Here is a 13,491-nt window from a genome sequence, read left to right as displayed (position 1 = left end):
ATGAGTGCGGGGTGTGGGATGCGCGATCGACTGTTGGCTGCGGAGAAGGTAAAGGCCATCGATTGGCGTGATGGCGCCCTGTACCTGCTGGATCAGCGGATTCTGCCATTCGAGGAAACCTGGATCGCCTGCACCAGCGCCGCCGGCGTGGCCGAGGCCATTCGCTCGATGGTGGTGCGCGGCGCTCCGGCGATTGGCATCAGCGCCGCTTATGCGATGGTGCTGTCGGCTCGTGCTCGCATTGCCGAGGGCGGCGACTGGCAGGCCGCGTGGGAAGAGGATTACGCGCTGCTGGCCGATTCCCGTCCGACGGCGGTGAATCTGTTCTGGGCCTTGGGTCGCATGCGTGATCGCCTGGACCGTCTCAAGGGCGATGCCGACCCGCTGGCGGCGCTGGAAACGGAGGCCATCGCCATCCACGAAAGCGATCGCGAAGCCAACCTGACCATGGCGCAACTGGGTGTGGACTTGATTCGCAAGCACCAGGGCAACGCCCAGGCGATCCTCACCCATTGCAATACCGGTGCCCTGGCCACGGGTGGCTTCGGCACGGCGCTGGGGGTGATTCGCGGTGCGTTCATCGAAGGCATGGTCGAGCGCGTTTACGCCGACGAAACCCGCCCGTGGCTGCAAGGTTCGCGCTTGACGGCGTGGGAACTGGCCAACGAAGGCATTCCGGTGACGCTCAACGCCGACGCCGCCGCCGCGCACATCATGAAGACCAAGGGCATCACCTGGGTCATCGTCGGTGCCGACCGGATCACCGCCAATGGCGACGTGGCCAACAAGATCGGCACCTATCAACTGGCGGTCAGCGCGATGCACCACGGCGTGCGGTTCATGGTGGTGGCGCCGAGTTCGACCATCGACATGAACCTGGCCAGTGGCGACGACATTCCTATCGAAGAGCGTGCCGGCAGTGAACTGCTGGACGTTGGCGGCAAACGCGTCGGGGCAGATGTTGATGCTTTCAATCCAGTGTTTGACGTGACCCCGGCCGACCTGATCGACGCCATCGTCACCGAGAAGGGCATCGTCGAGCGGCCGGATACGGCGAAAATGGCGCAGTTGATGTGCCGCAAGCGTCTGCATTGACGGTATTTGGTGTCAGTTAAAGCGCCTTCGCGGGCAAGCCTCGCTCCTACAGGAATGTGGAATCTGTAGGAGCGAGGCTTGCCCGCGAAGAACGATGACTCGATCTCTCCTCCCTACTGCCTCATATTCCGCTTGCGAATCGAGGGTTGTGTCGGCTCTAAGCCTCTCTCGTCGCCGTTAAGCCTGTCACCGGTCAACTAACTATGCTCCATGCGCATCAGGGGGATAGGTGCGTGGCGGCTCCTGTGATAACATCCGGCGTTTTCCGAGGCAGTCCCACGGGGTTGTCTTTACTGCGCAGATCCATGGCATAACTCGTTGATTTGTCGTAAGTCGGTGCATGGCACTCAGCCGTCATCGGCGAGCTTCGTTCGTCCCGAATGGATGTGACGAAGTTTCACCAGAAAAAGGAATCAGGCTTCTCATGGGCGAACTGGCCAAAGAAATCCTCCCGGTCAATATCGAAGACGAGCTGAAGCAGTCCTACCTCGACTACGCGATGAGCGTAATTGTCGGGCGGGCACTGCCGGATGCGCGCGATGGCTTGAAGCCCGTGCACCGGCGTGTGCTGTTCGCGATGAGCGAGCTGGGCAACGACTTCAACAAGCCGTACAAGAAATCTGCCCGTGTTGTCGGTGACGTGATCGGTAAGTATCACCCTCACGGTGATACCGCGGTGTACGACACCATCGTTCGGATGGCGCAGCCATTCTCCTTGCGCTACCTGCTGGTAGACGGTCAGGGCAACTTCGGTTCGGTAGACGGCGACAACGCCGCCGCCATGCGATACACCGAAGTGCGCATGACCAAGCTGGCGCACGAGCTGCTGGCCGACCTGCATAAAGAAACCGTGGACTGGGTGCCGAACTACGACGGCACCGAAATGATCCCGGCGGTCATGCCGACCCGTATTCCCAACCTGCTGGTCAACGGCTCCAGCGGTATCGCCGTGGGCATGGCGACCAACATCCCGCCGCACAACCTCGGTGAAGTCATCGATGGTTGCCTGGCACTCATCGACAACCCTGAGTTGACCATCGATGAGCTGATGCAATACATCCCGGGTCCGGACTTCCCGACCGCCGCGATCATCAACGGTCGCGCCGGCATCATCGAAGCCTACCGCACCGGTCGCGGCCGCATTTACATGCGTGCACGCTCGATGATCGAAGACATCGACAAGGTCGGTGGTCGCCAGCAGATCGTCATCACCGAACTCCCTTACCAGTTGAACAAGGCCCGTCTGATCGAGAAGATCGCCGAGCTGGTCAAAGAGAAGAAGCTGGAAGGCATCACCGAACTGCGCGACGAGTCCGACAAGGACGGTATGCGCGTCGTGATCGAGCTGCGTCGTGGCGAAGTGCCTGAGGTGATTCTCAACAACCTCTACGCCCAGACCCAGCTGCAAGCGGTGTTCGGTATCAACATCGTCGCGCTGATCGACGGCCGTCCGCGGATCCTGAACCTCAAGGACCTGCTGGAAGCCTTCGTTCGTCACCGTCGCGAAGTCGTGACCCGCCGTACCGTGTTCGAGCTGCGTAAAGCCCGCGAACGTGGCCACATCCTGGAAGGTCAAGCGGTTGCCCTGTCGAACATCGACCCGGTCATCGCCCTGATCAAGGCCTCGCCGACGCCGTCGGAAGCCAAGGAAGCGCTGATCAAGACCGCGTGGGAATCTTCCGCCGTGGTCGCGATGGTTGAGCGCGCCGGTGCCGATTCCTGCCGTCCGGAAACCCTGGACCCGCAATACGGTCTGCGCGAAGGCAAGTACTTCCTCTCGCCAGAACAGGCGCAAGCCATTCTGGAACTGCGTCTGCACCGCCTGACTGGTCTGGAGCACGAGAAGCTGCTGGCCGAGTACCAGGAGATCCTCAACCAGATCGGCGAACTGATCCGCATCCTCAGCAGCGCCACGCGCCTGATGGAAGTGATCCGCGAAGAACTGGAAGTGATCCGCGCCGAATACGGCGATGTGCGCCGCACCGAAATCCTCGATGCCCGTCTCGACCTGACCCTGGGTGACATGATCCCGGAAGAAGAGCGCGTCGTGACCATCTCCCACGGTGGCTACGCCAAGACCCAGCCATTGGCTGCGTACCAGGCCCAGCGTCGTGGCGGTAAAGGCAAATCGGCCACCGGCGTCAAGGATGAGGACTACATCGCTCACCTGCTGGTCGCCAACAGCCACACCACGCTGCTGCTGTTCTCCAGCAAAGGCAAAGTGTACTGGTTGAAAACCTACGAAATCCCGGAAGCCTCCCGCGCTGCCCGTGGTCGTCCGCTGGTCAACCTGCTGCCACTGGACAGTGATGAATACATCACCACCATGCTGCCGGTCGACGAATACACCGAAGGTCACTTCATCTTCATGGCGACCGCCAAAGGCACCGTGAAGAAGACCCCGCTGGAATCCTTCAGCCGTCAACGCAGCGTCGGCCTGATCGCGCTGGAGCTGGACGAAGGCGACGTGCTGATTTCTGCTTCCATTACTGATGGCAGCCGCGAAGTCATGCTGTTCTCCGACGGCGGCAAGGTGACGCGCTTCAAGGAAACCGACGTTCGCGCCATGGGCCGTACCGCTCGTGGTGTTCGCGGTATGCGTCTACCGGAAGGCCAGAAGCTGATTTCCATGCTGATCCCGGAAGAAGGCAGCCAGATCCTGACCGCTTCGGCCCGTGGTTACGGCAAGCGCACGGCGATCACCGAGTTCCCTGAGTACAAGCGTGGCGGTCAGGGCGTTATTGCCATGGTCAGCAACGACCGTAACGGCCGTCTGGTCGGTGCCGTCCAGGTGCTCGACGGCGAGGAAATCATGCTGATTTCCGACCAGGGCACCCTGGTTCGTACTCGAGTCGACGAAGTTTCCAGCCTGGGGCGTAACACCCAGGGCGTGACCTTGATCAAACTGGCCAGCGATGAAAAGCTGGTAGGTCTGGAGCGGGTTCAGGAGCCGTCGGAAGTCGAAGGCGCAGAGCTCGAAGGCGAAGAGGGCGAAGAAGGTGCAGTGTTCGACGGTGAGGTCGTGATCGACGACGTTGCCGAAGACCAGCAACTCGACGCCGCCGCCGACGAAGAACCGCAGGAATAAGCGGGCAAACAGGGGGCGGATGAGAATTCGCCCCCTTCTTGTTTCTCCGCAATGAAATATCGACACCCATGGAGATCCGTGTGGGTGCCGGGCTTTTGTGGCGAGGGGGCTTGCCCCCGTTGGGGTGCGAAGCGCCCCTGAAACCAGTCGCCGTTATCTTGCATGAGAACGTGGTGGCCGGTTTGCGATTGCTTCGCAATCGAACGGGGGCAAGCCCCCTCGCCACAGGCAAGCCCGCTCCCGCATTGGGTCTGTGTCGACTGATATGTTTGTACGATCCACCAAATCAGAGCGAGATTGGATGTGAGCAAGAGAGCCTATAACTTCTGTGCCGGTCCTGCGGCGCTGCCTGAAGCTGTCCTGAAGCGCGCTCAGGGTGAACTCCTCGATTGGCACGGCAAGGGCCTGTCGGTCATGGAAATGAGCCATCGCAGCGATGAGTTCGTGTCCATCGCGACCAAGGCCGAGCAGGATCTGCGTGATCTGCTGAATATCCCCTCGAACTATAAAGTGCTGTTCCTGCAAGGCGGCGCCAGTCAGCAATTTGCCCAGATTCCGCTGAACCTGTTGCCTGAGGGCGGCTCGGCTGACTATATCGACACCGGTATCTGGTCGCAGAAAGCCATCGAAGAAGCTTCGCGCTACGGTCACGTCAACGTTGCCGCTACCGCCAAGCCTTACGACTATTTCGCCATTCCCGGCCAGAACGAATGGAAGCTGTCGAAAGACGCGGCCTACGTTCACTACGCGCCGAACGAAACCATCGGCGGCCTGGAATTCAACTGGATCCCGGAAACCGGTGATATTCCGCTGGTGGCCGACATGTCTTCGGACATCCTCTCGCGTCCGGTGGACATCTCGCGTTTCGGCATGATCTACGCCGGCGCCCAGAAGAACATCGGCCCGAGCGGCATCCTGGTCAACATCGTGCGCGAAGACCTGCTCGGTCACGCCCGTTCGCTGTGCCCGACCATGCTCAACTACAAGGTCGCGGCCGATAACGGCTCGATGTACAACACCCCTCCGACCCTGGCCTGGTACTTGTCGGGCCTGGTATTCGAGTGGCTGAAAGAGCAGGGTGGTGTTGAAGCCATCGGCAAGCTCAATGAAGTCAAACAGCGCACGCTGTACGATTTCATCGACGCCAGCGGCCTGTACAGCAACCCGATCAACAAGTCGGACCGCTCGTGGATGAACGTGCCGTTCCGTTTGGCCGACGATCGCCTGGACAAGCCATTCCTGGCCGGCGCCGACGAACGTGGCCTGCTGAACCTCAAGGGTCACCGTTCCGTGGGCGGCATGCGCGCCTCCATCTATAACGCCGTCGATATCGTTGCGGTCAACGCACTGATTTCGTACATGGCAGAGTTCGAGAAGGAACATGGCTAATGTCTGAGCAAGAACTCAAGGCACTGCGCGTTCGCATTGATGCCCTGGACACCAAAGTCCTGGAGCTGATCAGCGAGCGTGCACGCTGCGCCCAGGAAGTTGCGCGAGTAAAGATGGCCTCGCTGGCCGAAGGCGAAGTGCCGGTGTTCTATCGTCCTGAGCGCGAAGCTCAGGTGCTCAAGCGCGTGATGGAGCGTAACCAGGGGCCGCTGGGCAACGAAGAGATGGCGCGGTTGTTCCGCGAAATCATGTCCTCGTGCCTGGCCCTCGAGCAGCCGCTGAAAGTGGCTTACCTCGGCCCTGAAGGTACGTTTACCCAGGCCGCGGCCATGAAGCATTTCGGCCACGCCGTGATCAGCAAGCCGATGGCGGCGATCGACGAAGTGTTCCGTGAAGTGGCGGCCGGTGCGGTGAACTTTGGCGTGGTTCCGGTGGAAAACTCCACCGAAGGCGCGGTCAACCACACCCTCGACAGCTTCCTGGAACACGACATGGTGATCTGCGGTGAAGTCGAGCTGCGGATTCACCATCACCTGTTGGTCGGTGAAAACACCAAGACTGACAGCATCAGCCGCATTTATTCCCACGCCCAGTCCCTGGCCCAGTGCCGCAAGTGGCTGGACGCCCATTACCCGAATGTCGAGCGCGTGGCGGTGTCCAGCAACGCTGAAGCGGCCAAGCGGGTCAAGGGTGAGTGGAATTCGGCGGCGATTGCCGGCGACATGGCTGCAGGCTTGTACGGGCTGACCCGTCTGGCCGAGAAAATCGAGGATCGCCCGGACAACTCCACGCGCTTCCTGATGATCGGCAGTCAGGAAGTGCCGCCGACCGGCGACGACAAAACCTCGATCATCGTCTCCATGAGCAACAAACCCGGCGCACTGCACGAGTTGCTGGTGCCGTTCCACGACAACGGCATCGATCTGACACGAATCGAGACCCGTCCGTCGCGCAGCGGTAAATGGACCTACGTGTTCTTCATCGACTTCGTCGGCCACCACCGTGATCCATTGATCAAAGGCGTGCTGGAAAAGATCAGTCAGGAAGCAGTAGCACTCAAAGTGCTGGGTTCCTACCCGAAAGCAGTTCTCTAAGGGGTAGCAAATGAGTGGTGACTTCCTCGCTCTGGCACAGCCGGGCGTGCAACAACTTTCGCCGTACGTTCCGGGCAAGCCTGTGGACGAACTGGCGCGCGAACTAAATATCGATCCGGCCAAAATCGTCAAACTGGCCAGCAACGAAAACCCGCTGGGCGCCAGTCCCAAGGCGCTGGCTGCGATTCGTGAAGAATTGGCCGAGCTGACCCGCTATCCCGATGGCAACGGTTTTGCGCTCAAGACCCTGCTGGCCGAGCAGTGCCGCGTCGAGCTGAATCAAGTGACGCTGGGCAACGGTTCCAACGACATTCTGGAACTGGTCGCCCGTGCTTATCTGGCCCCGGGCCTGAACGCGGTGTTCAGCGAGCACGCGTTCGCGGTCTACCCGATCGTGACCCAGGCCGTGGGCGCTGACGCCCGCGTGATCCCTGCCAAAGACTGGGGTCATGATCTGCCGGCCATGCTGGCCGCGATTGATGCCGACACCCGCGTGGTGTTCATCGCCAACCCGAACAACCCGACCGGGACCTGGTTCGGCGCCGAAGCGCTGGACGAATTCCTCCAGGACGTCCCGGCCCACGTGCTGGTGGTGCTGGACGAGGCCTACATCGAATACGCCGAAGGCAGCGACTTGCCGGATGGCCTGGACTTCCTCGCGGCGTATCCGAACCTGCTGGTCTCGCGCACCTTCTCCAAGGCCTATGGCCTGGCGGCGCTGCGGGTCGGTTATGGCTTGTCCACCGCCGTTGTCGCTGATGTGCTGAACCGCGTACGTCAGCCATTCAACGTCAACAGCCTGGCCTTGGCCGCTGCGTGCGCGGCATTGCAGGACGCCGAATACCTGGCTGAAAGCCGTCGCCTGAACGAAGCCGGCATGCTGCAGCTGCAAGCGGGTTTCCGTGAGCTGGGGCTGAGCTGGATTCCGTCCAAGGGCAACTTCATCTGCGTTGACCTGGGGCAGGTCGCTGCACCGGTCTTCCAGGGCTTGCTGCGCGAAGGCGTGATCGTGCGCCCGGTGGCCAATTACGGCATGCCGAACCACTTGCGCATCACCATCGGTCTGTCGGCTGAAAACAGTCGCTTCCTTGAGGCGCTGACCAAGGTTCTGGCTCGTGGTTGATGTCACTGCACTGCAATCTGCTGAACCTATGATCGGGCGCCTGGTGGTGGTCGGTCTGGGGTTGATCGGTGGTTCGTTTGCCAAGGGGTTGCGCGAAAGTGGCCTGTGCCGCGAAGTGGTCGGGGTCGATCTCGATCCGCAGTCGCGCAAGTTGGCAGTTGAGTTGGGTGTTGTGGATCGCTGCGAAGAAGACCTGGCTGTTGCTTGCCAGGGGGCTGACGTGATCCAGCTCGCCGTGCCAATTCTTGCCATGGAAAAAATGCTTGGCCGTTTGGCGGGCATGGACCTGGGGCAAGCGATCCTGACCGACGTCGGCAGCGCCAAAGGCAATGTGGTGCGTGCGGCCACTGCAGCGTTCGGCGGCATGCCGGCGCGTTTCGTGCCGGGGCATCCGATTGCCGGCTCCGAGCAGAGCGGGGTGGAAGCCTCCAATGCCGAGCTGTTCCGTCGCCATAAAGTGATTTTGACGCCGCTGGATCAAACCGATCCGGCAGCCCTGGCCGTGGTCGACCGTTTGTGGCGCGAATTGGGTGCCGATGTCGAGCACATGCAGGTCGAGCGCCACGACGAAGTGTTGGCGGCGACCAGCCATTTGCCGCACCTGTTGGCGTTCGGTTTGGTCGATTCACTGGCCAAGCGCAATGAAAATCTTGAGATCTTCCGTTACGCTGCGGGCGGTTTTCGCGATTTCACAAGAATCGCCGGAAGCGACCCGGTCATGTGGCACGACATCTTCCTCGCCAACCGCGAAGCTGTCCTGCGCACACTCGATACATTTCGCAGCGACCTCGACGCCTTGCGCGACGCGGTCGATGCAGGGGATGGGCATCAATTGCTGGGCGTGTTCACGCGCGCCCGGGTTGCCCGCGAACATTTCAGTAAAATCCTGGCCCGCCGGGCTTATGTGGACGCTATGAACTCCAACGACCTGATTTTCCTGGGACAACCTGGTGGCCGCCTGACTGGGCGGATTCGTGTACCGGGCGACAAGTCCATTTCCCACCGTTCGATCATGCTCGGCTCCCTGGCCGAAGGCACCACCGAAGTGGAAGGTTTCCTTGAGGGCGAAGATGCCCTGGCGACCTTGCAAGCCTTCCGCGACATGGGCGTCGTGATCGAAGGTCCGCACCACGGTCGTGTGACCATTCACGGCGTCGGCCTGCATGGCCTGAAGCCTGCGCCAGGTCCGATCTATCTGGGCAACTCCGGCACTTCGATGCGTCTGCTGTCCGGCCTGTTGGCTGCGCAGAGTTTCGACAGCACGCTGACCGGTGATGCCTCGCTGTCCAAGCGCCCGATGAATCGCGTGGCCAACCCGCTGCGTGAGATGGGCGCCGTGATCGAAACCGCAGCAGAAGGTCGTCCGCCGATGACCATTCGCGGCGGCAACAAGCTTAAAGGCCTGACCTACACCATGCCGATGGCCAGTGCCCAGGTTAAGTCCTGCCTGCTGCTGGCTGGCCTGTACGCTGAAGGCAAGACCACCGTCACCGAGCCGGCTCCGACCCGCGATCACACCGAGCGCATGCTGCGTGGCTTCGGCTACCCGGTGACGGTCAATGGCGCCACGGCGTCGGTCGAGTCCGGCCACAAGCTGACTGCGACCCACATCGAAGTGCCGGGCGACATCTCGTCGTCGGCGTTCTTCCTGGTCGCCGCATCCATCGCCGAGGGTTCGGAGCTGGTGCTCGAACACGTTGGCATCAACCCGACCCGGACGGGTGTGATCGACATCCTGCGTCTGATGGGCGCCGACATCACCCTGGAAAACCAGCGTGAAGTCGGTGGCGAGCCTGTAGCCGACCTGCGCGTGCGAGCAGCTAAACTCAAGGGTATCGAGATTCCCGAGGCGCTGGTTCCACTGGCCATCGACGAGTTCCCGGTGTTGTTCGTGGCGGCGGCCTGTGCCGAAGGGCGCACCATCTTGCGCGGTGCCGAAGAGCTGCGAGTCAAGGAGTCGGACCGGATCCAGGTCATGGCTGACGGCTTGCTGGCGTTGGGCGTGAAATGCGAGCCGACCCCGGACGGCATCATCATCGACGGCGGCCTGATCGGCGGCGGCGAAGTGCACGGTCACGGCGATCATCGGATTGCGATGGCCTTCAGCGTGGCTTCGTTGCGCGCCACGGCACCGATCCGCATCCATGATTGCGCCAACGTCGCGACTTCGTTTCCGAATTTCCTCGCGCTGTGCGCGCAGGTCGGTATCCGTGTTGCACAAGAGGCTCAGTCGTGATTATCAAGCCACCGGTCATCACCATCGACGGCCCTAGCGGTTCGGGCAAGGGCACTATTGCCGGGATTCTGGCCAAGCGCCTGGGCTGGTGCCTGCTGGATTCCGGTGCGCTGTATCGCCTCCTGGCATTCGCGGCGCGCAATCATGGTGTCGATCTGACCAATGAAGAGTCGCTGAAGCTGTTGGCCGCTCATCTGGACGTGCAGTTCGTCGGCGCGACGGAAGGGCATCCGCAGCGGATTATTCTCGAAGGTGACGATGTTACCGATGATCTGCGCAATGAGCAGGTCGGCGCCTGGGCTTCCCAGGTCGCTGCGCTGCCGGCGGTGCGCGACGCATTGCTGCAGCGCCAGCGGGCGTTTCAGGAGCCACCGGGCCTGGTGGCCGATGGTCGCGACATGGGCACGGTGGTATTTCCCGATGCGCCGCTGAAGATATTCCTCACTGCCAGTGCCGAGGAGCGTGCGCGCCGTCGATACTTGCAGTTGAAGGGCAAAGTCGATGGTGTTAGTCTGTCGAGTCTGCTAGATGAGATACGTGTCCGCGATGAGCGTGACACCCAGCGAGCGGTAGCCCCGCTCAAACCGGCGGCTGACGCCATACAGCTGGATTCCACGGAATTATCCATCGATCAGGTGCTGGAACGCATCATGAGTGAAATCGCCATTCGCGATATCACCGGGTGACCAAGAAGCTTTGCAGGGGACCAGTCATAGTCTTGCGATGCTTCTTCTAATGAACGTAACCCACGTCGTCTGGGATGTGGAGATGGGCGTATCCTTCGCCCTTATTCAACAGGAATTAAAATGAGCGAAAGCTTTGCGGAACTCTTTGAAGAAAGCCTAAAAACCCTGAACCTTCAGGCAGGCTCCATCATCACCGGTGTTATCGTTGATATCGATTACCAAGCTCGCTGGGTAACCGTTCACGCTGGCCTGAAGTCTGAAGCACTCATCCCGCTTGAGCAGTTCTACAACGATGCTGGCGAACTGACTATCAACGTCGGTGACGAAGTTCACGTTGCTCTGGACTCGGTTGAAGACGGCTTTGGTGAAACCAAGCTGTCCCGTGAAAAAGCCAAGCGCGCTGAATGCTGGATTGTTCTGGAAGCAGCCTTCGCAGCCGAAGAAGTGGTCAAGGGCGTTATCAACGGTAAGGTTAAAGGCGGCTTCACTGTCGACGTTAACGGCATCCGTGCGTTCCTGCCAGGTTCTCTGGTTGACGTTCGTCCTGTGCGCGACACCACGCACCTGGAAGGCAAAGAGCTGGAATTCAAGGTCATCAAGCTCGACCAGAAACGCAACAACGTTGTCGTTTCCCGTCGTAGCGTCCTCGAAGCCGAGAACTCCGCTGAGCGTGAAGCTCTGCTGGAATCCCTGCAGGAAGGTCAACAAGTCAAAGGTATCGTCAAGAACCTCACCGATTACGGCGCATTCGTCGATCTGGGTGGCGTCGATGGCCTGCTGCACATTACCGACATGGCTTGGAAGCGTATCAAGCATCCTTCCGAAATCGTCAACGTTGGCGACGAGATCGATGTCAAGGTTCTGAAATACGATCGCGAACGCAATCGTGTTTCCCTGGGCCTGAAGCAGCTGGGCGAAGATCCATGGGTTGCTATCAAAGCCCGTTACCCAGAAAGCACTCGCGTTACCGCTCGTGTAACCAACCTGACCGACTACGGCTGCTTCGCTGAGCTGGAAGAAGGCGTTGAAGGCCTGGTACACGTTTCCGAAATGGACTGGACCAACAAAAACATCCACCCTTCGAAAGTCGTACAAGTCGGCGACGAAGTGGAAGTTATGGTTCTGGACATCGACGAAGAGCGTCGTCGTATCTCCCTCGGCATCAAACAGTGCAAATCTAACCCATGGGAAGATTTCTCTGGCCAGTTCAACAAGGGCGATAAAATCTCCGGCACCATCAAGTCGATCACCGATTTCGGTATCTTCATTGGTCTGGACGGCGGCATCGACGGTCTGGTTCACCTGTCCGACATCTCCTGGAACGAAGTGGGCGAAGAAGCCGTTCGCCGCTTCAAGAAGGGCGACGAGCTGGACACCGTTATCCTGTCGGTTGACCCAGAGCGCGAGCGCATCTCCCTGGGTATCAAGCAACTGGAAAGCGATCCGTTCTCCGAGTACGTTCAAGAGAACGACAAAGGCGCAATCGTTAAAGGCATCGTGAAAGAAGTTGACGCTAAAGGCGCCATCATCACTCTGGCCGACGATATCGAAGCGACTCTGAAAGCCTCCGAAATCAGCCGTGACCGCGTTGAAGACGCGCGCAACGTTCTGAAAGAAGGCCAGGAAGTAGAAGCCAAGATCATCAGCGTTGACCGCAAGAGCCGCGTAATCCAGCTCTCCATCAAGTCGAAAGACGATGCTGAAGAGAAAGAAGCAATCCAGAGCCTGCGCGACAAGCCAGCGACTTCGGAACCTGCTGCTGGTCCTACCACTCTGGGCGACCTGTTGCGTGCACAAATGGAAAAACAGAACTAAGTTCTGTCAGACCATAGAAAAAGGGCGACTTCGGTCGCCCTTTTTTGTGCCTGCGATTTAGTGAAGCTCCCCAAGCGCTGTTCTAAATCCTGTGCCAGTGAAACCAATGCCTTTAACCTGCTGTCTCTTTCTTTAACAGGATCAATCGTTTAATTGCAGCTAGGCTTACGCTTGATGCGAACGACAGTCGGGCCAAGCGTCCGATATAAGGAAGAGAATGAACAAGCTCATTGTCGCAGTAGTGTTACTGACACTGGCAGGCTGCACCACTAACGCCAAGACTCATGTCGTGCGTGGCGTCAGTGGTATCGAGGTCGATTGTTCTGGTCTGGGCTCCGGTTGGGAAAAGTGCCGCAAGCGAGCTGACAGGGAGTGCAAGGGGGGTGGTTACAAGGTGGTCGCCCGATCTGACGATGCCAAGGATGAGGACGAGTTTCCGTTCGGCTTCAATCCGGCAGGGTTTGTGACGCGCACCATGTTGGTCATTTGTCGGTGAGCGCGTAACGTCTTTGTCGTGTTGTGGTGCTCCGTAAATGTGCATCACAGGCTTGGTAAATATATGTCAAGCCCTGGGCTGTTCAAATTCCTCCGGGCATGCTAAAACCTTTGAAGCGCTGATCTAGCTGCTTGAAAAAGAAGGGAAAAATATGACGAAGTCGGAGTTGATCGAACGAATTGTCACCCATCAAGGGCTGCTCTCATCCAAGGATGTGGAGCTGGCCATCAAGACCATGCTCGAACAAATGTCCCAATGTCTGGCCACCGGTGATCGTATCGAGATCCGTGGGTTTGGCAGCTTCTCCCTGCACTACCGCGCACCGCGCGTAGGTCGCAATCCAAAAACCGGTCAGTCCGTCAGCCTCGATGGCAAGTTCGTTCCGCATTTCAAGCCGGGCAAGGAACTGCGTGATCGGGTGAACGAGGAAGAGGAGGAAGGTTTTGACCTCCACAACTAAAGGGTCGAC

General features: G+C 59.6%; 10 protein-coding genes. All 10 read left to right on the top strand.

Annotated elements, in window-relative coordinates; translation table 11 throughout:
* Positions 1–18: 18 nt before the first annotated feature.
* Positions 19–1,095 carry an S-methyl-5-thioribose-1-phosphate isomerase gene (mtnA, locus tag ACY4LX_RS24730; RefSeq protein ID WP_463258131.1) on the top strand — a complete coding sequence of 359 codons (1,077 nt, stop codon included), beginning with the start codon at positions 19–21 and terminating at the stop codon, positions 1,093–1,095.
* A gap of 424 nt (positions 1,096–1,519) precedes the next feature.
* The gene (gyrA, locus tag ACY4LX_RS24725) at positions 1,520–4,183 is read left to right on the top strand and encodes a DNA gyrase subunit A (RefSeq protein ID WP_149660057.1); all 2,664 of its coding nucleotides are present in this window, start codon (positions 1,520–1,522) and stop codon (positions 4,181–4,183) included.
* Between the two features lie 303 nt (positions 4,184–4,486).
* A complete protein-coding gene (gene serC / locus ACY4LX_RS24720; RefSeq protein ID WP_463258130.1) occupies positions 4,487–5,572 on the top strand; it encodes a 3-phosphoserine/phosphohydroxythreonine transaminase in 1,086 nt (361 codons plus the stop codon).
* Positions 5,572–6,666 carry a prephenate dehydratase gene (gene pheA / locus ACY4LX_RS24715; protein ID WP_028620536.1) on the top strand — a complete coding sequence of 365 codons (1,095 nt, stop codon included), beginning with the start codon at positions 5,572–5,574 and terminating at the stop codon, positions 6,664–6,666. Before serC ends, pheA begins: the two co-directional genes overlap by 1 nt.
* 10 nt (positions 6,667–6,676) lie before the next feature.
* On the top strand, positions 6,677–7,789 hold the full coding sequence (gene hisC / locus ACY4LX_RS24710; RefSeq protein WP_463258129.1) for a histidinol-phosphate transaminase: 1,113 nt from the start codon (positions 6,677–6,679) through the stop codon (positions 7,787–7,789).
* Positions 7,790–7,817: 28 nt separating this feature from the next.
* Complete coding sequence (locus ACY4LX_RS24705) at positions 7,818–10,025, top strand: bifunctional prephenate dehydrogenase/3-phosphoshikimate 1-carboxyvinyltransferase (protein ID WP_463260645.1); 2,208 nt, start codon at positions 7,818–7,820, stop codon at positions 10,023–10,025.
* Positions 10,022–10,711 carry a (d)CMP kinase gene (cmk, locus tag ACY4LX_RS24700; protein WP_149660062.1) on the top strand — a complete coding sequence of 230 codons (690 nt, stop codon included), beginning with the start codon at positions 10,022–10,024 and terminating at the stop codon, positions 10,709–10,711. Before ACY4LX_RS24705 ends, cmk begins: the two co-directional genes overlap by 4 nt.
* Before the next feature lie 120 nt (positions 10,712–10,831).
* Positions 10,832–12,526, top strand: coding sequence for a 30S ribosomal protein S1 (gene rpsA / locus ACY4LX_RS24695; RefSeq protein WP_123406822.1), 1,695 nt, complete (start codon positions 10,832–10,834; stop codon positions 12,524–12,526).
* Positions 12,527–12,743: 217 nt separating this feature from the next.
* Positions 12,744–13,022: a hypothetical protein gene (locus ACY4LX_RS24690; protein ID WP_463258128.1), complete on the top strand. Its 279-nt coding sequence runs from the start codon at positions 12,744–12,746 to the stop codon at positions 13,020–13,022.
* A 151-nt stretch (positions 13,023–13,173) separates the two neighbouring features.
* Positions 13,174–13,482, top strand: a complete 309-nt coding sequence (gene ihfB, locus ACY4LX_RS24685) for an integration host factor subunit beta (RefSeq protein WP_054051920.1) — start codon at positions 13,174–13,176, stop codon at positions 13,480–13,482.
* Positions 13,483–13,491 lie beyond the last annotated feature (9 nt).

This window comes from Pseudomonas sp. Emmai (assembly GCF_055179735.1).
Note: the sequence above shows the minus strand (reverse complement) of the source record. Positions and strands in the feature narration are given on the sequence as shown.